Here is a 25,834-nt window from a genome sequence, read left to right on the forward strand (position 1 = left end):
TCAATTCAAGCGATTCTCTTGGAAGCCGGCAACAGCCAAAGGGCGGGCGCCGCGTAACGACAGGGCTGAAAGCACCAGCAATGTTGCGACCAACGCCAGAGTGCCTAGCGCCGCAACGATGGGATCGAGATTTAGGAAGAGGCTCTGCCAGATTTGCTTCGGCAAAGTGTTCACGTTGCGGCTCGTGATGAACAGCGTCACAACGATCTCATCCCAGGAGGTCACCAACGCGAGCACAAAGCCCGCCGCGATGCCGTAGCGAATCTGCGGCAACAGCGCCTTCAGGAGCGCTTGTATCGGCGAGGCCCCAAAGCTACGGGCGAGTTGCAACGTTGCCGGATGCACCGAGGACAACGCGGCGGAAATCGAGAGTATGGCAAACGGCAGTCCTTTGATCGCGTGAACGAGTATCGTTCCCGTGAAGCTGTCGAACAACCCCAGGATCGACAAGGCGCGATGGTAGGCAACGGCATGAACAATCCCGGGCACGATTAACGGTCCGAGCATCAGTACCCGCAGGAGGCGAACCGCGCGGCCCTGTCGCTGCCATGCACCGAGGCAGAATGCGAGACCGAGCAGGACGGCAAGACTTGCAGCCGGAAACGCAATGCCGAGGCTATGCAGCAAGCTATCGCGCCAGGTTGGGTCGCCGAACAGGCGCTGATAGTGCAGCGTGGACAAGCCATTGTGCGGCATCGACAGGAAGCGGGTGTCGCTGAACGACATCGGCACGATCGCAATCAGCGGCAACACGAGGAATGCCACCACCAGAAGGGACATGTAGCGCGCGGGCCCGAACGGAGCCGCGATCATGGGTGATCGCGTGCTCATGTCTTCGGCTTGGCCGTGGCCAGGTCGAGCAGGTAGCTAAACCGCCATACCAGGCCGCCTGTGACGAGGAGGAGTAGTGTGCTTAGAGTCGTCGCGATGTCCCAGCGAAGTGTTTCCGTCACCTGGACGGATATGAATTCAGCCACCATGACGGTCTTGCCACCGCCCAGAATGGCGGGCGTCAAATAGAAGCCCAGCGACATGATCGAGGTAATGAACGCCGCGGCTGCCAGGCCGGGACGCGACAGCGGTAAGAAGACGCGAACGAAAGCCTGGAGGCGATTTGCACCCAGCGACCGCGCCACCTGCGGCAGAGTTCCTTCGATCTGCGCCATCTGGACGTAGATCGGCAGGATGGCGTAAGGCAACATGTAGTGTACCATGCCCAGTACGACGCCGAATGTATTGCGCACCAGCGACAAGGGGTGCTCCAGCCAGCCCCAGTGCAGCAGGATGCTGTTCACGATTCCGCCGGGCGCCAGCAAGGCTATCCATGCGTAGTTTCGGACAAGCACGGAAATCCATAAAGGCATTAGCACACTGGCGAGCATCAGTTTTCGAGCTGCCGGACTGGCCTGTACCAACCCGTAAGCGGTCACGTATGCCAGGAGCAGCGTAATGCCCACAGTCAGGCAACTGATCCAAAGCGTGTTTCCGACGACCGAGCGAACCGTTGGGTTCAGAAGGACAGCCAGATAATTTCCAAGTCCCGGCTTCGGCACCAGAAAACTCAGGCCAACCACTCCCGCCAGCGGAACCAGGTAAGCCGCCACGAGCACAAAGGCGGAGCCCGCCAACATCCGATCTTGCACGGACCAATCGCGAGCCGATGCAACCGGAAGACACGAGCGTAGCAGCCCTCTCGGCACCGTCAGCGCAGGGCTCATGCGGCCAGCTCCGACGAAACCGCGGAGAGCTCCGACGAAGCTGTATGGCTTTTCGGTAGACACCACAGTCGCTCGCTGTCGAAGACCAGCCAAACGTCTTCGCCGGGCGCTATCGGCGATGCGGCAGCAGGCAACGTGACCGCCAGGGTGTCATCGCCTACAGCAACGACAATGTCGATCGAGGCGCCCAGAAACGTCCGGCTGACGACTTTGCCGCGCATTCGGTCGTCGGAATGCGATGCTCCGCCTCGAACCGCCTCAAGGGTGATGCTTTCGGGACGAACCGCAAGAACGCAGGGACCGGCAGTCAACGGCACAGCTCCGGGGCCCACCGCAATCCTGTAGCCGCGCCAGTGAAACTGGAGCCGGCCGTCGGCTCCGACGAGCGCCATCGCATTCAGCAAATTATTTTTGCCGAGAAAGCTCGCGACAAAGCGGCTGGCTGGCCGGTCGTAGATCGCGCGCGGCGAACCAACCTGCTCGGCGCGGCCTCGATTCAACACGACGATGCGGTCGGACAGGGCGAGCGCTTCCTGCTGGTCGTGCGTGACATGGATGAAAGTTGTCCCAACCTGCCGATGAAGCCGAACAAGTTCAGCCTGCAAGTCGCGCCGCAAGGACGCGTCGAGCGCGCTCATCGGCTCGTCCAGCAACAACAGATCCGGCTCGAAGGAGAGTGCGCGTGCCAACGCGACGCGCTGCTGCTGCCCGCCGGAAAGATGCATTGGAAGGCGGTTGCCCAAGCCTTCAATTTGCAGAAGCTCCATCACTTCCTGAACACGGCTGTCGATGCGTGTTCTGAGGGTATGGCGCACACGCAATGGGAAGGCGATGTTTTCGTAGGCCGTCAAATGAGGAAAAAGGCCGTAACCTTGTGGCACGACGCCAAACCGGCGCGTCTCCGGTGGGAGAAGCGTGATATCCTCCCCGTCCAGATAGACGCAGCCGCGGTCCGGCGCGGCAAAACCAGCGAGAACCGCAAGCAGCGTCGATTTGCCGGACCCGGATGGTCCCAGCAATGTCAAGAATTCGCCGCGAGCAACGTCGAGAGAAACAGACTCCAACGCGTTGAGCTCGCCGTAGCGCTTGCAGATGCCATCGAGCTCCAGAAAATTCGATGACATCACGGTTCGCTTGCCTTCGTGCGTTGGTCCGGCCGGAAGGATGACCCAGGCGACATTCTGGTTGTCTCGAGATGAATTCAAACGCTGGTCCAAGAGGCGCGATGATGTTGTCGATGATGTGCAATGTCGAGTGCTGCCGGGAAAAAACGATAAACCCACCATGCAAGTGGCGCCGACATGCGTTCTGTTTCGCGTTCGATCTGGTTGTTGGAAATGCCATTGCGCATCGATATCCCAATACATGCCGGGTTGAGTCCGCCCGACGCGACTCTTGCGTAGAAGGAAAGCTGCTCCCGCCGGCTGTGCGCTCCCGCATAACTATGTTCACGCCTCCGGTTCGTTACGTGCCGCCCACTGTGGTCACCTCGCATTGTGATTGTCCAAACAGGAATGGCATGATTTTCACGATAACTGTCATCCTTGGCACTGGCCAACGTGCGTGCGCGCGCTAACGATCTTGATCAGTGCAGGCGCGCCCAACGTCTTCCCAGCCGATTCCGGCACCGCCCGAGCAGCAACCGATCTCAAAAGGAGTACATCGATGAAACTGAGGCTTTTGCGCAATGCCACCCTAATACTGGAGGTGGCCGGCCGCACGATCTTGATCGATCCCTTCTTTGCGCCGAAACACAGTCGGCCAGCCTTTGCAGGGCGCTCGCGCAATCCCTTGGTGGACCTTCCGACCAGCACCGACGAGATTCTCGACGGCGTCGAGCTTGTCATCGTCTCTCATCTACACTCGGATCATTTCGATTCCCTCGCTCAGTCCCTGGTGCCGAAGCAACTGCCGCTGATCAGCCAGCCGGGCGACGAGGACAAAATTCGCTCCTTCGGCTTCGAGAACGTGACGCCATTGATCGACACCATCGATTGGCAAGGCATCAGGCTAACGCGGCGCGACGGACAGCACGGTTTTGGCGCGGTTGTCGAGAAGATGGGCCCCGTGATCGGCTTCAGCATCGAGGCTGCGCACGAACCGACGCTCTACTGGTCGGGCGACACGGTTTTGTATCCGCCCGTCGAAGCGACGATACGTAACACCCGTCCCGACATCATTGTCGTCCATCCTTGTGGCGCTCTGTGGGAGGGCGAGCAGATCGCCATGGACGCCGAGCAGGCTGTTGCGGTGTGTAACGCCGCGCCTGACGCCATTGTCGTCGCGACTCATCTCGATTCGCTGGATCATGCCACGGTCGGTCGCGCCGATTTGCGGCAGCATGCGCTCGCTCGCGGAATATCTGCCGCGCAACTCCGAATCCCCGACGATGGACAGATCCTGGAGTTCGGTGCCGCCGTCGCGGCCCCCCATGCCGCGGCTAGGTAATAAGGAGCCTGCAATCGCGCCGATAATTTCGAAAAGCGTGCTGCGGGCGCCGGCTTTTGCGGGCAGGCCGCCGTACTTCAAACGGCTTCGAGAAGCTCGCGCGCTTTGAGCGAGGGTTCAAATGCATCCCATGCCTTGATGGCCGCGTCGCGCTTGCCGCACACATAGGCCATCGCGGTAGCTCCTTCGACGAGAAGCATGATCCGCGTTGCCAACCGCTTGGATGACGTAATGCCCTGGTCGGCCAGGACAGACGCGACATATCGTTCCATGTCACGCTTGTAACGGAGCACCGCGCGACGGACCGCGGAATTTCCGTCGTGGATTTCGCCTGCAACGTTGTTGAACACGCAACCTTCAAAATTGGCACGACGAAACCATTGATCATGCCAAAGGAATATCGCCCTCACCTTGCCGCGCGGGGAGCGGCTTTTGTCGACAAACGCCTTCAAGGAATGCATGGAGCGCCGCGCGCACTCCTGGAGGGCCTCGACGATCAGCGATTCCTTCGATCCAAACTGATTATACATCGTCATCCTCGTAACACCGGACTCCGCGATGTTGCGCTCGATACCGACGGCTTGAATGCCTTCGAGCTCGAACAGGCGGATGGCCGCTTCTAGAATTTTTTGTCTCTTCGACTGCATTGGACAAGAATGGTTTGGTTTCGTTAGCTCAAGACTAGAGTAAGAACGCGCCAGACGCCATAGTGGGGCTGGAGCGTCTCCGAGTGCCCTGCGGCGGGGTATGGGTGTGCGTCCGGAAGGAATACGGCGGGCACGTTCCGACCAGACATTCTCACCGTTTTGCCGCTCTCGCCGTCAGTAGCTGCGGCGCTTTTCCGGGAAGGTCTCCTGAAAGCAGGCCCGATAGCGCGTCGGGCTCGTCGCTAGATTCGCGCGAAAGTGATGCCGTAGCGTGTCGACCGAGCCGAACCCCGACATCTCGGCAACCTGTTCGATTGAGGCCCGCGTATCCTCGAGAAGCATCTTCGCATGGTTCATCCGCTCGAGCGTAATCCACTCTCCCGGCATGGTGCCCGTCGCATCCATGAACCGTCGGATGAAAGTCCGGCGCGACATACGCGCCCGCTCTGCCAGCCTATCGATCGCCAGGTCTTCTTCGAGATTTTGCTTGATCCAGACTAAGAGATCGCCCATCGCATTGCGCACCGGTTGCGTGCGGCGCGGAATGTACTGAGCCTGGCCTCCCGCCCGGTGAGCTGGAACGACCAATCGGCGCGCGACATCGTTGGCGGCGCGGGTCCCGAAATCACGCTCGACGATGTGAATACAAAGGTCCAATCCGGCAGCGCGGCCCGCGGAGCTCAGAATGTCCCCATCGTCGACGTATAGTACGCTGGAATCGACTTCAATATCGGGATACTTCCGCTTGAGCGCCTCGGCCTGAGCCCAATGCACCGCCGCACGACGGCCCGACAACAGGCCCGTCGCCGCCAGCACGAAGACACCTGCGCAGATCGTCGCAATCCTGGTGCCGCGGGCATGCGCCGCCCTTAAGCGCTGAAGAATGTTGCGCGGCGGCAGCGCGTCGATATCCTGCCATCCCGGCACGATCACGGTCTCTGCATCGTTCAGCGCATCCAGCCCTCTGCTGGCTTTGATTTGAACGCTGCACGAACTCGATGTCATTCCGCGCTTTCGATCGCCGCAGACCGCCACGTCGTACCAGCCGGGTCCCATGTTGGGCAGGCCAAACACCTCCATGGCGATCCCCAGTTCGAAGGTGTTGACCCCGTCATAGGTCAGAATAGCGATCTTCCGGGAGTTCATGCCAGGTCACTGCGCGCGGTTTGACACGATATTCATCATAATCGGCATTCGTGCCAGTGGTCAATCGCGCAACACCGCGTCAGGATCATCCGCAAATATGTTGCTCGGCACTGATCGCGTGTCCTGCGCATGGCGCTGCGATGCGGCGCACGTTTACGCGCGACCAACGCTCGGCGCTGCGCATAACGCCAGCCGGCGAACGGCGAGACTCGGCAATGCATCGGGCGTCAAGCGCTATCGAAAGTATTCGCAGACGTCATACCAACAGCAATCTGACGAAACCGCAGCCAGGGGAGCTCCCAATGAAACTCGCGTCGTCGGCCGACCAGAATGCCGCCCAGGGACAGCTCGTCGGCGTTGGGCTTGTCCAGGTCCCCAGCGAGCCTGTACGTGATCGCTGGTACTCGCTAGCGGTGCTGGTGTCGGGGATATTCATGACGACCCTCGACCTGTTCATCGTCAACGTCGCGCTGGAGCGCATCCGGCAGAATCTGCATGCGAGTCCCGCCGATCTGCAATTGGTGATGGTCGCCTACAGCGCGGCCTACGGCGTGTTTCTGATGAACTGCGCACGTCTTGGCGACCTGTTTGGCCGAAAGCGGTTGTTCCTGATCGGAACGGGCGTCTTCACCGTCGCATCCGCCCTGTGCGGCGTCGCACCGTCAGCGGCGTTCCTCATCGCTGCGAGAGTCCTGCAAGGCATAGGCGCAGCGCTCCTGATGCCGCAGATTCTGGCGACCATCCGCGTGTTGTTCGAAGGCGAGGCGCGGCCGAAAGCCTTTAGCATCATGGGTATCGTCCAAGGCCTGGCTTCACCGATAGCGCAGATCGGCGGAGGCTTGCTCGTCACCTATGACTTGTTCGGCCTCGGGTGGCGCCTCATCTTCTTGATCAACGTGCCGGTCGGCCTGGTGATGCTCCTGCTCGGCTCAATGTGGATCATCGAAACCCGAGCCCCGGTTCCCGCTCGGTTGGACGTCAAGGGGGCGATCATCCTTGCCTCGGGTCTTCTGATCTTGTTCGTTCCGTTCCTTGAAGGCCAAGATCACGGCTGGCCGTGGTGGTCGATCGTTCTCCCCCTCAGTTCGGTGGCCATCTTTTATCTGTTTGCGCGCTTCGAGGCCGCACTCGTGCGCCGGGGTCAGGTTCCGATTTTCGATATCACCATGCTGTCCAATCGCCGCCTGCTCGCCGGCGTGATCGGCGTATTTTTGTTCTTCGCCTCCATCAGCTCCTTTTTCCTGTCCCTGACATTGCTCCTGCAAGCGGGCCTCGGCTACACCCCTCTGGTCGCCGGGCTGATCTTCACTCCTACGGCGCTCGCGTTCATCACCGCCGCGCGTCTCAGCCCCGCTATCGTGCGCCACATGGGCGGCCGATCCTTGCTGCTCGGCGTCGGCGCCTTCTTCACCGGTCTCACGCTGTCCGTACTCGTCGCCTTCATCGTCCCGACCAGCGCGCCGCTGTTGGTTGCTTCGTTGATCTTCAATGGTTTCGGCCAGGGCCTGACCATTCCGCTCGCGCTCAACGCCAGCCTTTCCACGGTTCCCGAAGCGCAGGCCGGCATGGCCTCCGGTATGGTCGGCACCATGCAGACATTGGGAGCGGCATTTGGTGTAGCGATCGTCGGCGTGATCTTCTTCGCCGACTTATCGGAACCAGCACTCACACTGGAGGCCAGGAGCTACCACTACGGACACGCTCTGGGCACGGCGACCTATTTCAACTTGTTCGCAACGGCGCTGAGCGCGCTTTGCTTTCTCTACCTCACCCGCACAAAGCGAGCCTGAGAGCGGACCGCGGCACGCGCGCATGGAGAGGCACTCATCACAGCGCGCGATGCGACGCGCGCGATATATATGACAATCAGGGGATGAACTTGTGTTACTCGCTCTCATCGCGGGCTAATGCATGACAAAGCAGCAATGCGCCCCGCCCGATTGGGATTTCCGCGCCGCTCACCCGAGCAAGAGACAAGGATATTCATGCTGCAGCCACACGGTCTCGCAGCATTAGATGTGCAGCGAAGCACGGTGCGATTGGAAGCATCATTGCATTCTCTCTTTGATTGAATATAGCGCCTTGACTCTAGGCATTGCCGCCATAAAGTTAGACTGACCGGTCGATATAGATCACTTCGAAAAGCAGAACCGGACTGCAAATCAGACCTCTTATCAACGAATCGAAGCAAGCCTGTTCCGAACAACGGATGGGCCGGCGGCGGCGTGTTTTGGTCGCCGACAGACGTGCCATGCGACGATAGGTGCACGATGCATATTGGTTGGCGCAACAGGTTCAAGCCACAGGCGCGGCGCGCAATGCGTAGCGCTGGGCGGTTAAGCTCATGGCATTTATCACTACGGATGATCGATGGAATCTCGCGCCACGCTGCGCACTAGCACCCGACATCTGACGAAGACCGCGTTCGACTCCCCTGGAAACAGCGAAAGGGACTATCCATGAATCGTCTCAATGATGCCTTCCCTGCGGTCGACAATGTCGCAACCGCGCCTCCGGTTCTCGAGGCCGACCGGCTGGATGCGATCGACAGGCTTCGGGACTATCTGCGTTCCGAACGAGCCGCGGTCCTGGACATCCTCACCGAGACGGCAACGTTCCAGGCGGCTGAAGCCGAGATCCTGGCGTCCGAACGCGCGTTGTCGGGTGCTGCGGATGAAGTGATCAACAATCGCCCGAAGACGCTGAACCATCTCGCCGCCTTCATGCCGTCCAATGTTCTGCTCTACTCCTACGTCCTGTATGCTGTCGTTCCATCACTATATATTCGCAAGATCTCGCTGCGACCGTCGAGCTACGTGAAAGAGCCGATGGAGCGGCTGCACCGGCTGCTCGCCCCGCATCATCGATTGCCGATCGATGTTGTGACCTACGAGCAGAAGGTCTTCGTCGAACGGGTCGCGCGGGACGCGGATGTCGTAGTGTTCACCGGAACGTTCGGCAATTCGGAGAAGCTGCGAAAATCGCTGCCACGCGAGCAACTTTTTGTCTTCTTTGGGCAAGGAGTGAACCCATTCATCGTTGGCCCCTTGGCGGATTTCGACAAGGCGATCCGCGATCTCATCCAGGTCCGGCTGTTCAACTCGGGGCAGGATTGCATGGGTCCCGACGCCATCTTCGTCCCGAGAACCCACAGCACCGTCTTTCTTAAAAGGCTTCAGTTGGCGCTGGAGAAGCTGAAATTCGGATCGCGCAAACATGCCGACGCCGATTACGGGCCGCTGTTCTACGGCTCGGCGCTGGATGAAATCTCCAAATACCTCCTGGAGAACGAGCAGCGGATCGTGCATGGCGGTGCCGTGAGATACTCCACGCGGCACGTGGAGCCCACAGTTATCTTTAGTTCGCTGCACAATCGTGCCGACATCGTCGAGTTCTTTGGGCCGATCTTCAACGTCATCGCATACGACACCCCAGAGGATCTCGTCCGCGAGTTGTCGCTCGACATCTATACTGAACGCGCGCTGGGCGCGAGCGTCTACGCTGTGCCGGAGATAGAGGACTTCCTGCGCAAGCGCCACATGGTGTCCGTCAACTGCACGCTTTTCGACATCGAAGACGGCAACACGCCGTTCGGTGGCTATGGCCGAATGGCGAACTACGCGTGGCGAAACGGCGATCTCCGTATCGAGCCGATTCTGCTGTCGCGAACCATCGCCCGCATGGTGGGGCAGCGGCCATGAGTCAAGCGCTGTCGGCGTGGACGGAGGTCGCCCGGTTCATCGAAGCCTCCGGCACCAATCCGGTGTTCGGAATTCCGGGCGACGACCTGAGCATCCTGAAGGCACTGGAGGGGCGCAACATCACCTTTGTCGTCGCCAAAGACCAGCGCAATGCGATGTTCATGGCGACCGGCTATGCGCTGGCTTCACGCAAGTTGGGCATCTGCATCGTTGGCAAAGGACCGGCGGTCACCAACACGCTAACTGGTGTGCTGGAAAGCCGCGCCTCGTGCGCGCCTGTGGTGGTGGTCGCGGTCGGCACGGCACGCCATCGCCTCGGCGCGCGCGCGTTCCAGGAATTCGAGCAGACCGCCGTGATCCGACCGCTGGTGAAGTGGGCGTACCGGATCGAGCATGCGAGCCAGTTGCCGTGGGCGATCCAGCGGGCCGCTTTCCTTGCCACAAATGACAGCCCGGGGCCGACCTATATTGAAATCCCGGACGACCTCGCCGACGTCACGGCGACGGGCATCGCGTATGATCCACCGGTCCGACATCATCCCCATCTGTCCGCCTCCTCTGCCGCGGAGGTCGAGAGGTTCATCAGGCGACTGGAGCGGCCGATCTTCCTGCTCGGCGGCGGCGCGCTCGATGGAAGCAGGACGGTCGGCTACGAAGAATTGGCGGCCCGAGTTGGCGCTGCGGTGTTCACCACCGCATCGGGTCGCGGCGCAGCCAACGAGCGGCATCCGCTGTTCTGCGGGCTGGCCGGCCTCTATACGGCAAAGCCCCTGCGCGAGCTATGGGAGCATTGCGACGGCCTGGTGAGCTTCGGTAGCCGCCTGGAGGAGACAGCCACGTTACTCCTGGATTCCAGGCGGCTTCACGGGCGGGTACTACAGATCAACATCACGAGCGAGGAGATGTCGACGGCGTACTCCGGCCCGAAGATTGTCGCCTCGTGTGACGGCATCACCGATCGGCTGTCGTGCGATGATACCTTCGGCAGCCGGCCGGCGTGGTCGGACCAGATCCGGCGCAGCAAGGCCGCCGCCTTCCAGACACGAACTGCCGCCCTCGAAGAGGGCAGGCAGAGCGACGCTATTTCGCTGCCGGCGCTGATGGAGCAACTCGAAGCCGCGCTGCCGCGCGACAGCATTCTGGTGCAAGAGAACGGCCTCCTCGACATGTGGTCGTATTTCTATCCTTCGTTCACGCTCGGCGCCGACCAGCGATCCATCGTCCCGAGCGAACAGACCAGCCTGGGCTTCGGCGTCGCCGCAGCGATCGGCGCGAAGGCCGCGAGGCCGGATCGGCCGGTCGTCGCACTGGTGGGCGACGGCGCCTTCAATATCGCCCGCGCCGACCTGTTCACGTCGATCGATTACGGCTTGCCGGTCACCTACGTCGTGCTCAACAACCAGGGCTTCGGGTGGCTGGAGTATCAGTGGCGCAAGCACGGCTCCGAGAGCACGCGGTTCGGGTTGGAGAGCAGCTTCGCCACGATCGCGCGGGGCGTCGCGCACCTGCCCGTGGAGAATATCGGAAATTTTCGCAGTCAATTCGCCGCGGCACTCCAGCGCAGCAGCCAGGGGCAGACCGCGATCGTCGACGTGCGCGTGACCAGCCTCCAGCCCGCGCCGGGCGTGGAGGATTTTGAAAGCACCTAGCACCAACCGAGGAGCAAGGATATGGCAAGAACAGCGAGCACCGGCTACCCGTTCTCCAAGGTCCATAGCTGTCGGATTCATCCGGGCATCGGAATCGCGCGAGTTGGCAACAGCCCGGACAGCTTCTATGTGGCCGCGGACACTCTGGAGGGCGCCAAGAATGCACCGGCCGGCGGCTACAAGGATTCGAGCGGCCGCGTCCGGCGGCAGGCTGCTGTTTTCCGGCTCTATGGCTACGACAAGGATGGCAACAATCTCGGCGAACTGCCGCTGAAGCCTGCTGGCGACGAACCCACGGTCGAAGTCGAATGGAGCGCTCATCTCGTCAACAAGAAGGGCGCCTCGCATCGGTTCCATGATGGCCTTGCCAGCAACGCGCCACCGCGGCTGCGCAACAGCAACGGCGCTTCCCATCAGTATCCAGACACGCGCGCGCCCGACGAGCGCACCGAGCTGATCATCGATCCCGGCGCCCGGACCATCTCGTCCTCGGGTGCATCTGTCAGTCCACGGTTCGATACCGGCGCATTTCTCGGCGTGCCCGTTTACCTTGGCGAGCTCCAGGTGGACGAGGATGGACGGCTGCTGGTGCTTGGCGGCCTCGGGCGAGCGGGATCAACGATTCCTGACAATCCGATTGGCGCTGACGCGCGAAGCACCGACTACTGGGCCAACAACGATTACTGGTACGACGACGTCTCGGATGGCCCGGTGTCGGCGGCCGTCACACTGCCCGACGGACGCCGGATCGACGTGTCCGATCCCAAGGACGCGGCATGGGTGGTGGTGGGGCCACCGAACTATGCGCCATCCATTGATGCACTGGTCACGCTCTACGATGTCGCGGAGGAGGTCGCGATCGACGCCGGATGGCTGAAGGAGAGGACCGATGTCGACAATGAGCGCCTTCAGTCCCTGCTCTCCCGCATGGACAATATCGGGTGGGTGAACAATGACGCCCGGAGGGGCCATAAATTCTCGTTCGCGCATTGCCAGTCCGCCGCTGAGCGCGCTCGGATTTTCGCGATGCTGCGCGATCCGACAGCGGAAGGCAGTGCCGCCGTGAAGCAGGCCACCGCGCGCTATATGCCGCCACTCTATGGCGATCGAGGGCCCGGCCAGCCCGGCGTTCCGGCGAGCTGGTTCTCGCTGCTGCCACAGCAGTATCGCCTGCTTGAAAAATGGAAGCACGCGGCGACCGCCAGCGCGGAAGCAGCGGATCAACCGCTGCGATCCCCGGTGACCTCGGACGGGCGCGTGAGTGAGCTGCAGCGCGTCGTGCTGGACCAGGCAGTGGGCGGTCCGTTCGCACCGGGGGTTGAGGTCGGCCCACGGGCCAAGGACCCCGCCACCTATGCCGGCGCCTTTCGGATCAACCGCGGCTCGATCAAGGCCGGTGACCTGACGTCGAGCCTGAGCGTGCCCTGGCAGGCCGGCCTCTATCTGCGGCGCGAAAACTGGTGGCCATCCGCGCGGCCTGACGACGTCATTCCGCAGCAGGTATTCGACGAGGTCAATGCACTGTGGTCGCCGGGAGGCAAAAGCGTCCGCGAGGGCCTCGAAGGGCGGGTGAAGTGGGACCGGGGATTGGGTGTCAGCACGCTGCTGCGCCGGCCTTGGCAGAACCCCGCGGCGACGCGCGATGATCCGCGAGACTCGGCGCGGCGCGGCGCCGACGACATGATTCGCTACTGGCACGAGCTCGGCTTCGTCCGGCGGATTCGCTCCGCCAGCGGCGAGGACGTCCATGTGGAGACCGAGCGCCTGCCCTACGCGGGTATGGACATCCGCTATCTCTTTCATACGCTGCTCAACCTGGAGGACCACCGCGGTTGCCTCGGCAAGGCGCAAGAGTATGTGGAGAGTGTTCTGCAGGCAGCGCGCGACGTGCAGAAATTGCCAAGCGCGTTCAATTTCATGAACAATGTCCGGCCTTTCCGGTACTCGGAGGACGTGTTCGAAGCGCGCATGAAGGACATATATGACGATTGCATGGAGTTCGGTCTGACCGAGAACGGCAGGCCCTACAACGCTGCGAACGAGGAGCACAACCCGTACTTCTTCACCCGTGAGAACGTCATCGAGCGCGCCAAGCAGCTCACCCCCTTCAATTTCCTTGACGGCGCTTGGCTACGCAACGTGCACCGCATGGGACCGATGGATGAGGTGAACTCGACGCTGTTCTCGATCTTCAACGAGGAGCTTGGCGACGGCCAGGTCTCGCAGAATCACGCAAACGTCTACCGCGACCTCTGCCATTCCTTCGGCTTCTATCCGGCGCCCGTGGCCAGTACCGCGTTCGCCTTTGATCCCCAGTTCCTGGATGCCGCCTTCGAAAGCGCCACATTTCAGCTCGGAATTTCAGAGTTTCCGAGCCTGTACTATCCCGAAATCATTGGCATGACGCTTTGGTTGGAATGGACTGCGCTCGAATTGCACCGAGCTGCCTCGATCCTCGAGCATGTTGGCCTCAGTTCGAAGTTTCATCGTCTCCATATCGCCATCGACAATGCCGAGGACGGACACGCTGGGCAGATCCTCCGGGCGGTGAAGATCTATCTCCACAACGTCATGCTGCATGGCGGAGACGAGGCGGTGCAAGCGCAATGGTCTCGCATCTGGGATGGCTACGTCGCTTACGCCCTCACCTTCGCCATCCTCATGCAGCAGATCATCCATGTCCTCAGAGAGCCGCGCACCATCGAAGACCAGTTGCTCCAGTTGATCAGCGCGAAGAAGATCTACGGACAATATAACCACGGTACCAAAAAACTGGGCGGCGTACCAATCAACCAATTCTTCAACGATCCGAAAGCGTTCCTCACAGGCCTGATTGAACATGGCTATATCGTGCCCGGCGATCCCGACGGAAGCCGCTTCTTCAAATTGCTCGAGTTTGAAGGCGCCATGTTTCGAGTATTCACCGAGGCCGAAATCAAGCTGTGGCGCGACTGGGTGCAGGATGAAGCACCATCTTTCAAGCAGCGCGACCGGCAGAGGCCCAAATCCCTGGACGAACGCCGCCTCGATGAGGCATGCCGCACCAAGTTCAAATTCGTAGCGCAGATCGCCGGTGAGCGGTTTGGAAGCCTGAGGCAAACCGCGTCGCCGCGGCGGGTGTTTCTCTGGCTTGACGGTATCGACAAGGCGCATCGCGACGGAAGCGGAAACGGAGCCACGCCTCACAAGGAGCTGGACCAGGCCCGCGCAGTCATCACGAAATACGATACCTGGCTTGCCTGGGCGATGGTGCGCTCCGTCTATCACATGATGACTCAACTGCGCGTCACTGATCGACAGTCCGGGCAGGACGATCTCGTGAGGGCCCTATTGGACATTCGGGACGCATCCGACTTTTCGATGGCCGCCGGGCGCTTTCTGCACTTTCTCAAGGCGAAGCTCACTAGTTCAGCGAATGGCGAAGTGCTGTCCGAGTTGGAGGCCAGCCCGTTCGGTCAACTATTCGACGCAGTTCCCCCGGGCTGCGATGGCAACACCATTCGCACGTTGTTGTCGGCCTGGATCGGACAACGCATGCCACTGCCGAATGTCGCCGACGAGAACCCAAAAGCGCTGCGGCTGGAAGCGACCGTCGAGGAGGAGGAGTTTCATCCAACAGGTATCGCTCTCGGATATGGTGCAGTTCATTAGGACAGGCACGTGGTGGTTCAGCCGATCAAGGCACTCAGATCATCTTACTCACTTCGCTAGAAAAGACGGAGAACACAATGCGATAGACGAGGTGCAATGGAGCGGTGCGCCCAGTTGCCGGGCGGAATTGAAAAGCTCGCCGCCAGCATCCGTCTCCGCAATCCCGACCAGCTCCGACGGAGCAATCGCTACCGGCGTGCCACCGGAGAGAAAGAATGGTAGCTTGACAACAAACCGCAATTAAAGGGTCGATTGGACACGACAGGCAATCTGCCCGATCTGAAACATTCTTCGCGTAAGCACCGCGTAAGCAGATCTCGGAGAGCGGCAGAGCAGTATCGGGTAGCGCAGGCACCCCTTCGGTGCTCGCCCGCCCGATACGCACAGCGCGAAGCTACAGCGCGTTAGGCGTTTGCAATGGAAAGGCTCAATTGAAGGCGTCCGAAACCGACAATTCCGTAACAGTCTCCGCTTGGCTACCTCTCGACCGTCTTTGTGGGAGGTGATCTAATATCTGTGAAGCTGAGACAGAGTTTGCGAGCGTTGAAATGGCCACAGCCGGTCAGCCGGGCAACGTCGTTTGTGTCTCAGTGATTGCCATTCGGATCTTGTCGGGCTTGATTACATGATCCGCTAATATTCTTGTCCGGCCGACGATGGCTACGGGACGATGGAGTGCCGCTTAACGCCATTGGAGATTTCGCGATGATCGGTGGGAGCAAGGGCCACGGGCGCAGCTCATGCACTGTATAGACATAGCTCGGCTTGCGGATGCTTGGTTCTCCTGCGAGTGAGCGCAGATGTAATGCAATGATGTCGGAGTAAATGTGAATTGATGCAGTCGGCAGACTTTTTGCGGACGCAAGCGCTTCATCGCAAAGAGATGTGCCGGAAAGGTTTACAGAGATTGCTCCACTATGAGGTCTTACCTTCCCAGGATCTGCAGCATGCTTGCGATTGAGCTCATGCTGCCACGTTTTGGCGTGGACCCCCCTTAGAATGGTCGTCTTGCTTTGTAGGCAAGCTAAACTGGAACACCGCTCCCCGTGGTTTATTCGCGGTCACCCATAACCGTCCCCCGTGCGCCTCGATGATCGAACGACAGATGACCAACCCCATTCCCATCCCGTCCGGCTTAGTGGTGTAAAACGCCTCGAAGAGGCGGTTCTCGATGTTTGGGTCCACGCCTGGCCCGGTATCCCGCACAGACACCAGCGCGCGATCAGAGGCGTCGCTTGAAGTGCTAATCGTGAGCTCCTTGACGCCGTTTGCAAGAGAGCTCATCGCGTCCACGGCGTTCATAATAAGATTAAGAATCACTTGTTGCAGTTGGATGCGATCGCCTTCCACAAGTGGTAAATCCTTCGCGAAATCTTTCTGCAGAAGAAGTCCGTGCTCTAGGACTTCGCCCTGAGTGAGGGTGATCACATCAAGGACAGCGCGATTGAGGTCGATGCTATCCTTGCGTGGCGGTGCCTTCTTCAGAAGTCCGTGAATTCGGCTAACGACCTCCCCGGCTCGTGCTCCATCGTCAGCGATCAGATCCAGGGATTGACGGACCCGCTGAAGATTGGGGTGGTCGGCATCGAGCCAGCGCAAAGCTGCTTGGGCGTTCATGACGACCGCAGCGATTGGCTGGTTGACCTCGTGGGCAATTGAGGCCGTGAGTTGCCCCATGGTCGCGACGCGGTTGGCGTGCGCAAGCTTCGCCTGCGCCGATCGCAAGGCTTCGGACGCCAACGCATAGTCTGTAAGATCGTGAAAGATCGAAAGGATGGCTTCCACCCGATCCGACTTGGAGTACAGGGGTGAATGGCTTATCGCGATATATCGTTGAGTATCAGGGTACGTGAACCAGTCGGCATATCTGACCTCTTCTCCTGCGAAACACCGGTCCTGTTTCGGCTTGACCGTCTGCTCAAAAACCGTGTTTCCCAAGACATCGGCCACGTGCATCCCGATCACATCCTTGGCCGATTTTCCTGTCATATGTTCGAAGACCGGATTAACGCGTCGGTACCGGTAGTCCCGCCCAATGATGCAGATTGCATCAGGGCAACGTTCGAAAACCAGCTGCGTCAGATGCTCGGCCCGTTTGAGATCGGTAACGTCCTGGACCACTCCGAAGAGGCTAAGAGGTCTGCCGGATGCGTCCCTAGTCAGATCGGCCTGGCTGCTGACAAACCGCACCTCGCCATCGAGCCTGACTAACCGACAATTGAGAATAAAGCGAGGACCGCCGCGTAGCGTCTGGGCTATCGCTGAGCGCCAGATCGCACGGTCCTCCGGATGTAGCCGCTCGGTCACCTCCTCAATCGTAATGGTTCCCTCACGCGGCGCCAGATCGAAGATACGAGATGCTTCGTCCGAAAAGGTGATCCGGTCTGTTCCGAGATCGCCTTCCCAGTAGCCGACATGGGCAATGCGTTGCGCTTCTTCGAAGAGCTCCCCTCTGCGACGTATTTCCTTGGGCACCTCTTTAACGACGGGCGGAGGAGCGTGACGGACTAGTCGATGCCACAACATGATTGTCCCCTCCACACCATCGAGCACTAGAAGACGGGTAACCGATCTTACGGCCCTTCACGTCGTAGAGGAGTTGCAATCCCGTCGTGGATCCTCAACCTTCAGGTACATCCCGGCTTGGCGAATAAGCCGTGCCATCGACCTTGCAGCTAACGCCAAACAGCACAGAGTGGAATTATAGCTAGGTAATTCAAAATGTTCAATCTCGCGCTCAGCGTTTACAGAGAATGCTCGTCCGTTGACAACTCTGGATCGCGAACGCGTCGGTTGCAGCGCACAAGGCGATACCTGACTCGGGGCAACTTCATCACAGCTTCGCTCCGCAGTTCCTGACGCCGCTCACAGTTCGCAGGCAAGAGCCGGACTGCGGAATTTGATCGACCGAGGGCTGCCGGCAAGCACCATCGCGCGAACTCCACGACGACCGTTGGCTTGCAGCGAAATCGTCGGTAGGCTGCATCGCAGCCAAAAATCTATTTTGCAGGAACGCGAGGTCCAGCAGCCTCTTCCTAATGAACGGGGGCGCATCGTCTGCCAGATTCCGAATGATCCGGACCCGGTCCTTCAAGAATCGTTCATCCACGAAAACACCCATCGCCCTAAACTTCGATATTTCTGAGAGCGCAAGTCGTTAGACTGTTGGCTCACCCTGCGGAAAAGACAACGCAAGTATCACATTATCGATAGCCGGGGTCGAGCCAATATACGCCGCGGCGCACAGCAGGGGTGTCTCCGCCGCCATTTGGTCTCGCTGATCATCAGGTTGCACTGACTGTTCCTACGCAAGGGACATTTCGCTTGTCGACCGCTGCGCGATAGGCATCTCATGCCAGTCTCAAGGTTGCAAGAAAGCGGCTCAGTTCTGCCTGCAGCGCAGAACTGCTCGTGGATAACGCCCGCGCCGATTGCAGGACATCACTTGCAGCCGTATCCGTGCTCGCGGCGCCATAGGCGACCTGGCTCATTCCGCTGGCAACCTCCGAGGTTCGGGCGACGGTCTGCTGGATGTTCTGCGCGATCTCGCGCGTTGCCAGGAGCTGCTGTTCGACAGACTCCGACACAGCTCCTGAAATCCACGAGATGCGGTCGATCGTTGCACTAATCGAGACGATTTCGTTCACCGATTGGCGGGCGACCGACTGCATCGAGCCGATTTGCGCGGCAATCTCCGAGGCGGCATCAGAAGTCTGATCCGCCAGAGCCTTGACTTCCTGCGCGACCACCGCAAAGCCGGTGCCGTATTCGCCCGCACGTGCGGCTTCAATCGTTGCGTTGAGGGCAAGCAGGTTGGTTTGGCGTGCCACTTTCGCAATAAGCCGAACGACGTCGCCGATCCGTTCGGCCGCTTCAGTGAGCGCGGACATCTGCCTGTCAGTCTGCGCCGCCTGGCGGACCGCCTCCAGCGCAATTTTCGAGGATTCCTGCACCTGCCGCCCAATTTCGGAGGCGGAGGTCATCATCTGCTCCGTCGCGGCAGCAATGAGCTGGATGTTGGAAGAGGCGCTGTCGGATGCTGTCGAGATGTGGCTCGAAACGCCGGTCGTGTGCTTGGCCGATTGGGCAAGGCCAAGAGCCGCGCATTCAAGCTGGCAAGAGGCGTCAGCCACCGTCTGTATGACGTTACCGACGGCCGCCTCGAAGGCATCAGCAAGCCGCACGAGCTCCGCGCGGCTTCGCTCGCCCTGCAGGCGGTCGCGCTCCAACTGTTCGGCAACGTCGCGCTCAGCCTTCTGGCGCATGCCGTGCTTAAAGTCTTCGACCGCTCGTGCCATGTCCCCGATCTCGTCTTTGCGGTCAAGCCCCGGCAGAACAATCGCGAACTGACCGGCACCAAGCTGACGCATGGCCGCCGTCATTCGAGAAATGGCATCACCAATGCGATGGCCGAACAGCAGGGCAAAGGTCGCGACCAGGCCCATCCCGCCAATAACCAGCCAAAATAAGAGATCGCGGGCGTTTGTCGCCCGCAAGCCAGCCGCTGCGCTTCGGCGATCGGCTTCTGCGATCGCCCGTGCCAATGCCGGTCGATGGCTGCCATAAACCTTCGCAATATCCTCCATCTCGTCGTTCAGCGATTGCTGCACAAGCATGAAGGCAGAAAAGCCGGCTTGATAGGACTTAAGAAGACCCTCAAGTTCCGTCCGAATGCCCGAGGAAACATCTGAGGTGGGCAGCAGCCTGGCGAACTCGGCGCCAGACTTGTCGAAATCCTGGCCGTATTTCTCGTCGCCGTGCAGCATGAAATCTTTCTCGTGCCCACGCATTGTCTCCATGAGCGCGGTCATCCTTGGCTGGTCCAGCTCAGCAAGCCGCTGTTGCAGCTGAAGCTCGGCCGCGCGGAGCCCGCCCTGAAGCCCCTGGTCCCCGTTGAAACCAAGCGCGCGCTCGGCCGAGACGATGTTTTGAAAGCGCGCGGCGTAGAGGTCGATCCCGCTGCGCAATCCGGAGGAGCTCTTGAGAGGGTCGCCCTCGGGCAATTGGGCCGCAGAGGCTTCGATATCGCCGAGCAGCGTCACTTCTTGCTTGAGCAGCTCGGCATGACGCTCGATCATTGCCTCGTCACGCCGGCGCAGGAATTCGGTCGTCACATGTTGCGATTCCAGAAAGCTCTGCGAGAGCGCCGCAAACCGGTCGCGAAAGCGAGCGGCCTCGTCCGCATCACGCTGGACCTGCGCTGCGTAGTTCAGCCCGACCAGGCAGACCGCACCGGTCGCAATGACCGCGATGATGCCAAGCAGGCCGATCTTAACCCGCAATGCGGCACCGAATCCCCGGCTGGCAGGCAGCTTGAGCAAGCGCCACGATGACGTGCGCTTGAAGGAGAGCGCGCGAAGTATGAGAGGTGAGAACAATGCTTTCTTTCCTACTAAATGGCGCATGGCTTGCCAATCCTGCGGTCGATTGGAAAACTCGTAAGACGCGAGACAGTCACTCAATGTAAAAAACGGCCGCTGCGGTTGTCGGCAGCGGCGCAGCCAAGTCTAGGGCGAATTGGAAGATATACCGGTCTGCCAGGGGATCGGGTGTATCGAGCTCGCAAGGAAAAGCATCAGCGCGAGGGCATAGGCTAGCTTGGAGCTGGTCATTCAAGTGGCTCGGTTAGCGACAGCGATATCGGCCCGCAGCGGTTGCACACGAAAGAAAGTCGAAGCTGTTACGGGAACAGTCCGCGTGTTTCCTTGGCACCGCGAACACGCTCGACGCCTATCGCCATGGCTGCGGTGCGATTGAACAACTTTTCACGTTTGCTTCGCGCCAGGACACGATCGAATGCACGATCCAGGAGCTGATACTCGCGGCGCATGACTTCCTCCTCCTCCCAGAACAATCGCTGAAGGTCCTGCACCCATTCAAAGTAACTGACGACAACACCTCCCGAATTGCAGAGAATATCGGGAATGACGAACACCTCGTCCTGGCGTCCCTCCAGGATTCTATCGGCTTCCGGTGTGGTGGGTCCGTTGGCGCCTTCGGCAAGGATCCGGCAGCGCAGCCTACCGGCCATTTCGGCGTCGATGACCCGTTCGACGGCAGCCGGAACAAGCACGTCGCACGGCACGGTCAAGATCTCTGCGGGGTCAAGAGCAAGCTCGTTGGAGTAACCGTCAAGGCTTCCTTGCGACGCTGCGTGCCGGACCAGTTGGGGTATGTCGAGACCCCCAGGCCGGTAGAGCACCCCGGTGTGATCGCTGACCGCAATCACCTTCACTCCCATGTTGTGCAGCTCGAGCGCGGCAATCGAACCGACGTTTCCAAATCCTTGAACGACGGCCGTCGAGCCATTGAGGCGGATTTTGAGCTCGTCCGCAGCGCGCCTGACCAAATGAGCCACACCCCGGCCTGTCGCTTCACGGCGACCGAGCGTACCACCGGCGCTGACGGGCTTGCCCGTCACGATCTCGGTGACGGTCTGGCCCTGATACATCGAGTATGTGTCCATGAACCAGGCCATGATCTGTTCGTTTGTCCCGAGGTCCGGAGCCATAACATCGGTGTGCGGCCCAACAAACGGAATCATTTCCTGCATATAGCGGCGCGAAAGCGCCTCAAGCTCGCGCTTCGACAAGGTCGATGGGTCGACGTTGATTCCGCCCTTGGCCCCGCCATACGGCAATCCGACCAGAGCACACTTCCAGCTCATCCAAATGGCAAGTGCTGCAACTTCGCCAAGGTCAACAGTGGGCGCGAACCTGGTGCCCCCTTTTGTCGGGCCAAGCGTCAAATGATGCTGAACGCGGTAGCCCTCGAAGACCGCAGTGGTGCCATCATCACGGTGAATCGGACACGACACGATGACTGACCGCTTCGGCAGCAACAGGCGCGGTCTCGCGTCATCCGGTATGCTCAGATAGTTCGCGATCACCTCGAATTGCTTTACGGCCATATCAAATACTGGCCCACGGTATGCAGTCACGCTAGCTCCTCAAGCTGAATATGAAACATTGGATGCTCATGCATCGGGGCGCTTTGTGCTCCGAAGCGTGATGCGAATTCCAGAGGCGGACATAGTCGCCTTCACCGCAAGAGCGCGGCTTGCGCTCAGGCCCAGAACAGGACCAGTCCAACGAAAGCAAGATTGACGAGGGCGGCCACGATCGCCAGCAACCAAGTAGTCGCAGGCGAAAGGTCAGGAGCATCTTGCGAGTCTGGGATCCAAAGGGGCGGGGGCGGCATCTCAATGTCTCCTGGGTTGCAGCGGATCGAACAAGCGAGACGAAAACGCTCACGGCTATCAGGGGGAGCTGATTGTTCAAGCCCATCGCGCGGCGGCGCCGGGGTTGATCAACAATCGATAGTCCCCGAGCCATATTGAGCTCCTGTTGCGGCTACATCGCCTTGACGATGCTTTCAGTGACCTTCTTGGCGTCGCCGAGCAGCATCATGGTGTTGTCGCGGTAGAACAGCGGATTGTCGATGCCGGCATAGCCCGAAGCGAGCGAGCGCTTGATGAACATCACGGTGCCGGCCTTCCAGACCTGGAGCACCGGCATGCCGTAGATCGGCGAGGTCTTGTCCTCTTCGGCCGCCGGGTTGGTGACGTCGTTGGCGCCGATCACGAAGGCGATGTCGGCCTGCGCGAACTCGGAGTTGATGTCCTCGAGCTCGAACACCTCGTCATAGGGCACGTTGGCCTCGGCCAGCAGCACGTTCATGTGGCCGGGCATGCGGCCGGCGACCGGGTGAATGGCGTACTTCACCTCGACGCCTTCCTTCTTCAGGATGTCGCCCATCTCGCGCAGCGCGTGCTGGGCCTGCGCCACCGCCATGCCGTAGCCGGGCACGATGATGACCTTGGAGGCATTCTTCATGATGAAGGCGGCATCGTCCGCCGAGCCGAGCTTGGCCGGCTTCTGCTCGCCGCCGCCACCGCCCGCAGCGGCGGTCTCGCCGCCGAAGCCGCCGAGGATGACCGAGATGAAGGACCGGTTCATCGCGTGGCACATGATGTAGGACAGGATCGCGCCGCTTGATCCCACCAGCGCGCCGGTGATGATCAGCGCGGAATTGCCGAGGGTGAAGCCGATGCCGGCCGCGGCCCAGCCCGAGTACGAGTTCAGCATCGAAATCACGACCGGCATGTCGGCGCCGCCGATCGGGATGATCATGAGCACGCCGAGCGCCAGCGCGATGATGACGATCAGCCAGAAGTCGAGCGCGCTGCCCGACATCACCAGCCCGACGATGAAGACGACGAGCGCGATCGCGAGCGCGATGTTGATGATATGGCGGAACGGCAGGATGATCGGCGCGCCGCTCATCCGCGCGGACAGCTTCAGGAACGCGATCACGGAGCCCGTGAAGGTCAGCGCGCCGATGGCGACGCCGAGCGACATCTCGACCAGGCTCTGCGGATGGATGTTGCCGGGGGAGCCGATGTCGAAGGCCTCAGGCGCGTAGAACGCACCGGCGGCGACCAGCACCGCGGCCATGCCGACCAGCGAGTGGAAGGCCGCAACCAGCTCCGGCATCGAGGTCATCGGCACCCGGCGCGCAATCACCGCGCCGACGCTGCCGCCGATCGCTATGCCAAGGATCACGAGGATCCAGGCAAGGCCGTCCGCCGGCGGATGGCTGGCCAGCGTGGTGGCGACCGCGATCGCCATACCGATCATGCCGAAGAAATTGCCCTGCCGGGATGAGGCGGGGCTGGACAGCCCGCGCAGTGACAGGATGAACAGCACACCCGCCACGAGATACAGAACTGCAGCCAGATTGGCGTTCATCTCAGGTCCCTTTTGTCTTCGTCACCCCGAGGTGCACGCCGCTCACTTCACCTTCTTCTTGTACATCGCCAGCATGCGCTGGGTGACAAGGAAGCCGCCGAAGATATTCACGCAGGCGAAGATGAGCGCGATGAAGCCGAAGCCGCGCGCCCAGCCCGAGCCGCTCGAGATCATGCCGACGCCGACCGCGAGCAGCGCGCCGACCACGATCACCGAGGAGATCGCGTTGGTCACGCTCATCAGCGGCGTATGCAGCGCCGGCGTCACCGACCACACCACGAAATAGCCGACGAAGACGGCGAGAACGAAGATCGACAGCCGGAAGACGAAGGGATCGACGACTTGTGCAACATGCTCCATGACGGCTCTCCTTAAACCTTCGGCTGGAAGTTCGGATGAATGACGGCGCCGTCTTTGGTCAGCGCGGTCGCTTTCACGAGCTCGTCCTCCCAGTTCACCGCGAGGGATTTGCTACCCTTGTCGACCATGGTTTCGATGAAGTTGAACAGATTGCGCGCGTAGAGGCTGGAGGCCGACGCCGCGACGCGGCCGGCGACATTGGTGTAGCCGACGATCTTGATGCCATCGAGATCGGCGACCTCGCCCGGCCTTACCCCCTCGACATTGCCGCCGCGCTCGACGGCGAGATCGACCAGCACCGACCCCGGCTTCATCGACTTGACCATCTCGGCAGAGACCAGCTTCGGAGCCGGCCGCCCCGGGATCAGCGCGGTCGTGATCACGATGTCCTGCTTCTTGATGTGCTCGGCGGTGAGCGCGGCCTGCTTGACCTGGTACTCTTTCGACATTTCCTTGGCGTAGCCGCCGGCGGTCTGCGCGTTCTTGAATTCCTCGTCTTCGACGGCGAGGAACTTTGCGCCGAGCGATTCCACCTGCTCTTTCGTCGCGGGCCGCACGTCGGTGGCGGTGACGACGGCGCCGAGCCGGCGCGCGGTCGCGATCGCCTGCAGGCCGGCCACGCCGACGCCCATCACGAACACCTTTGCGGCCGGAATGGTGCCCGCCGCGGTCATCATCATCGGGAAGGCGCGGCCGAAGGCTTCGGCGCCCTCGATCACGGCACGGTAGCCGGCGAGGTTGGCCTGCGACGACAGCACGTCCATCACCTGCGCGCGCGTGATGCGCGGCATCAATTCCATCGCGAAGGCGGAGACGCCGGCATCGGCCATCGTCTTCAGCGCGGCCTCGTTGCCGTAGGGGTCCATAATCGCGATGACGAGCGCGCCGCGCTTGTACTGCGCCAGCTCGGAGGCTTCCGGCCGCTTCACCTTGATGATGATATCGGCGTCTTTCAACGCGTCGGCGCTGACGGTGGCGCCCACGGCGGTGAATTCGGAATCCGGCAGGCCCGACTTGAGGCCGGCGCCCGGCTCGATGGCGATCTCGGCACCGAGCGCCCTATACTTCTTCACGGTGTCAGGCGAGGCCGCAACCCGCGGCTCGGACGGATCGATTTCCCTGGCAATGGCAACCTTCACGAAACCTCCCGGCGAGCGCCGCCTGTCTTCGTACAATAGTTTTCCGAGCGCAGGCCCGCGGAACGGCCGAATTCGTTTTAGTGATGACCTATTCGCACTGGGGACATGCTCGTTTGCTAGATTCTATTGCGTGCTGTTCGCCCTTCCTAAAGACGCCGAGCCTTTTAACTCTTGCGGCGCTGCGCCGCTCTTCCAATCGGCGCGATCTGCCAAATCGCAGTGGAGCTCTCAGTCATCCGATGGTCCGAATGAAGAGACGATGTTGCCAGGGCGGCATTCCGTGACGCGGACCATCCCGCCCTGCGCCGAGCGGGATACCGACCTTCGCGTCACGCCACAACGAAAGCTCGCTCACTCGATGCTTAGAACGAAATGAGGATTGCGGCGGATGAGCCTCAAGGTCAGGCGCCGTCCCGCATCCAGCTGCCGATTGCGACTCACATTGGATCCCCGCCCCATTGCATTTTTCCCTCGCGTCTGCGCGCAAGGTAGCACCGCGAAGGTCTCGTTTCTCGGCGATCTGACTGCCTTAGCTGGACACTTGCGGTGGAATCCGCCGCAAGATTGGAGGTGAGCGAAAAATTTCTGCAAGATGCGACGGATTCTGGACAGACGATCGAATCAA

16 protein-coding genes and 1 pseudogene are annotated in these 25,834 nt (G+C 60.6%); 5 read left to right on the plus strand and 12 right to left on the minus strand.

Annotated elements, in window-relative coordinates:
* The 3 genes from QCM77_RS11010 to QCM77_RS11020 form a co-directional block, all read right to left on the minus strand.
* Complete coding sequence (locus QCM77_RS11010; protein ID WP_279683410.1) at window positions 1-813, minus strand: ABC transporter permease; 813 nt, start codon at window positions 811-813, stop codon at window positions 1-3.
* A 14-nt stretch (window positions 814-827) separates the two neighbouring features.
* On the minus strand, window positions 828-1,643 hold the full coding sequence (locus QCM77_RS11015; RefSeq protein WP_279683412.1) for an ABC transporter permease: 816 nt from the start codon (window positions 1,641-1,643) through the stop codon (window positions 828-830).
* Window positions 1,644-1,714: 71 nt separating this feature from the next.
* Window positions 1,715-3,085, minus strand: coding sequence for an ABC transporter ATP-binding protein (locus tag QCM77_RS11020; protein WP_279683414.1), 1,371 nt, complete (start codon window positions 3,083-3,085; stop codon window positions 1,715-1,717).
* Between the two features lie 133 nt (window positions 3,086-3,218).
* Here QCM77_RS11020 and QCM77_RS11025 point away from each other — a divergent pair, with 133 nt between their 5' ends.
* Complete coding sequence (locus QCM77_RS11025; protein WP_347882364.1) at window positions 3,219-4,166, plus strand: MBL fold metallo-hydrolase; 948 nt, start codon at window positions 3,219-3,221, stop codon at window positions 4,164-4,166.
* Window positions 4,167-4,243: 77 nt separating this feature from the next.
* Here the strand turns inward: QCM77_RS11025 and QCM77_RS11030 are convergent, their stop codons facing one another.
* From QCM77_RS11030 to QCM77_RS11040, 3 genes and pseudogenes are all read right to left on the minus strand, one after another.
* Entirely contained in the window at window positions 4,244-4,627 is a 384-nt protein-coding gene (locus QCM77_RS11030) for an LmrA/YxaF family transcription factor (protein ID WP_511337193.1), read from the minus strand.
* Between the two features lie 39 nt (window positions 4,628-4,666).
* Window positions 4,667-4,813 (minus strand): annotated as a pseudogene (locus tag QCM77_RS11035) (TetR/AcrR family transcriptional regulator); the annotation flags it as partial.
* A 174-nt stretch (window positions 4,814-4,987) separates the two neighbouring features.
* A complete protein-coding gene (locus QCM77_RS11040) occupies window positions 4,988-5,959 on the minus strand; it encodes a helix-turn-helix domain-containing protein (protein ID WP_279683417.1) in 972 nt (323 codons plus the stop codon).
* A 302-nt stretch (window positions 5,960-6,261) separates the two neighbouring features.
* On the opposite strand from QCM77_RS11040, the gene QCM77_RS11045 reads away from it, so the two are divergent.
* From QCM77_RS11045 to QCM77_RS11060, 4 genes are all read left to right on the plus strand, one after another.
* Window positions 6,262-7,749, plus strand: a complete 1,488-nt coding sequence (locus tag QCM77_RS11045) for an MFS transporter (protein ID WP_279683419.1) — start codon at window positions 6,262-6,264, stop codon at window positions 7,747-7,749.
* Between the two features lie 669 nt (window positions 7,750-8,418).
* The gene (locus QCM77_RS11050; protein ID WP_279683421.1) at window positions 8,419-9,660 is read left to right on the plus strand and encodes an aldehyde dehydrogenase family protein; all 1,242 of its coding nucleotides are present in this window, start codon (window positions 8,419-8,421) and stop codon (window positions 9,658-9,660) included.
* Window positions 9,582-11,309, plus strand: a complete 1,728-nt coding sequence (locus tag QCM77_RS11055) for a thiamine pyrophosphate-binding protein (protein WP_279683422.1) — start codon at window positions 9,582-9,584, stop codon at window positions 11,307-11,309. Before QCM77_RS11050 ends, QCM77_RS11055 begins: the two co-directional genes overlap by 79 nt.
* A 21-nt stretch (window positions 11,310-11,330) precedes the next feature.
* The gene (locus tag QCM77_RS11060; RefSeq protein WP_279683424.1) at window positions 11,331-14,960 is read left to right on the plus strand and encodes a LodA/GoxA family CTQ-dependent oxidase; all 3,630 of its coding nucleotides are present in this window, start codon (window positions 11,331-11,333) and stop codon (window positions 14,958-14,960) included.
* Between the two features lie 963 nt (window positions 14,961-15,923).
* Here QCM77_RS11060 and QCM77_RS11065 read toward each other — a convergent pair.
* The 6 genes from QCM77_RS11065 to QCM77_RS11090 all read right to left on the minus strand — a co-directional run bounded on the left by QCM77_RS11065 (window position 15,924) and on the right by QCM77_RS11090 (window position 25,209).
* Window positions 15,924-17,486, minus strand: a complete 1,563-nt coding sequence (locus QCM77_RS11065) for a PAS domain-containing sensor histidine kinase (protein WP_279683426.1) — start codon at window positions 17,484-17,486, stop codon at window positions 15,924-15,926.
* 824 nt (window positions 17,487-18,310) lie between these two features.
* Entirely contained in the window at window positions 18,311-20,365 is a 2,055-nt protein-coding gene (locus QCM77_RS11070; protein WP_279683429.1) for a methyl-accepting chemotaxis protein, read from the minus strand.
* Window positions 20,366-20,640: 275 nt separating this feature from the next.
* On the minus strand, window positions 20,641-21,900 hold the full coding sequence (locus QCM77_RS11075; RefSeq protein ID WP_279683431.1) for a Glu/Leu/Phe/Val family dehydrogenase: 1,260 nt from the start codon (window positions 21,898-21,900) through the stop codon (window positions 20,641-20,643).
* Between the two features lie 412 nt (window positions 21,901-22,312).
* Entirely contained in the window at window positions 22,313-23,710 is a 1,398-nt protein-coding gene (locus tag QCM77_RS11080) for an NAD(P)(+) transhydrogenase (Re/Si-specific) subunit beta (protein WP_279683433.1), read from the minus strand.
* Between the two features lie 42 nt (window positions 23,711-23,752).
* Window positions 23,753-24,070, minus strand: coding sequence for a proton-translocating transhydrogenase family protein (locus QCM77_RS11085; RefSeq protein ID WP_018453812.1), 318 nt, complete (start codon window positions 24,068-24,070; stop codon window positions 23,753-23,755).
* Window positions 24,071-24,081: 11 nt separating this feature from the next.
* A complete protein-coding gene (locus QCM77_RS11090; RefSeq protein ID WP_279683435.1) occupies window positions 24,082-25,209 on the minus strand; it encodes a Re/Si-specific NAD(P)(+) transhydrogenase subunit alpha in 1,128 nt (375 codons plus the stop codon).
* Between the last annotated feature and the right edge of the window lie 625 nt (window positions 25,210-25,834).

Origin of the sequence: Bradyrhizobium nivariense (assembly GCF_029846695.2) — a bacterium.
Classification (GTDB): Bacteria; Pseudomonadota; Alphaproteobacteria; order Rhizobiales; family Xanthobacteraceae; genus Bradyrhizobium.

Bases quoted from the DNA above. Each gene is read 5' to 3' on its own strand.
- QCM77_RS11010 (WP_279683410.1), bottom strand. From the start codon at position 813: ATGATCGCGGCTCCGTTCGGGCCCGCGCGCTACATGTCCCTTCTGGTG.
- QCM77_RS11020 (WP_279683414.1), bottom strand. From the start codon at position 3,085: ATGTATTGGGATATCGATGCGCAATGGCATTTCCAACAACCAGATCGA.
- QCM77_RS11030 (WP_511337193.1), bottom strand. From the start codon at position 4,627: ATGCATTCCTTGAAGGCGTTTGTCGACAAAAGCCGCTCCCCGCGCGGC.
- QCM77_RS11040 (WP_279683417.1), bottom strand. From the start codon at position 5,959: ATGAACTCCCGGAAGATCGCTATTCTGACCTATGACGGGGTCAACACC.
- QCM77_RS11045 (WP_279683419.1), top strand. From the start codon at position 6,262: ATGAAACTCGCGTCGTCGGCCGACCAGAATGCCGCCCAGGGACAGCTC.
- QCM77_RS11050 (WP_279683421.1), top strand. From the start codon at position 8,419: ATGAATCGTCTCAATGATGCCTTCCCTGCGGTCGACAATGTCGCAACC.
- QCM77_RS11060 (WP_279683424.1), top strand. From the start codon at position 11,331: ATGGCAAGAACAGCGAGCACCGGCTACCCGTTCTCCAAGGTCCATAGC.
- QCM77_RS11065 (WP_279683426.1), bottom strand. From the start codon at position 17,486: ATGTTGTGGCATCGACTAGTCCGTCACGCTCCTCCGCCCGTCGTTAAA.
- QCM77_RS11070 (WP_279683429.1), bottom strand. From the start codon at position 20,365: ATGCGCCATTTAGTAGGAAAGAAAGCATTGTTCTCACCTCTCATACTT.
- QCM77_RS11080 (WP_279683433.1), bottom strand. From the start codon at position 23,710: ATGAACGCCAATCTGGCTGCAGTTCTGTATCTCGTGGCGGGTGTGCTG.
- QCM77_RS11085 (WP_018453812.1), bottom strand. From the start codon at position 24,070: ATGGAGCATGTTGCACAAGTCGTCGATCCCTTCGTCTTCCGGCTGTCG.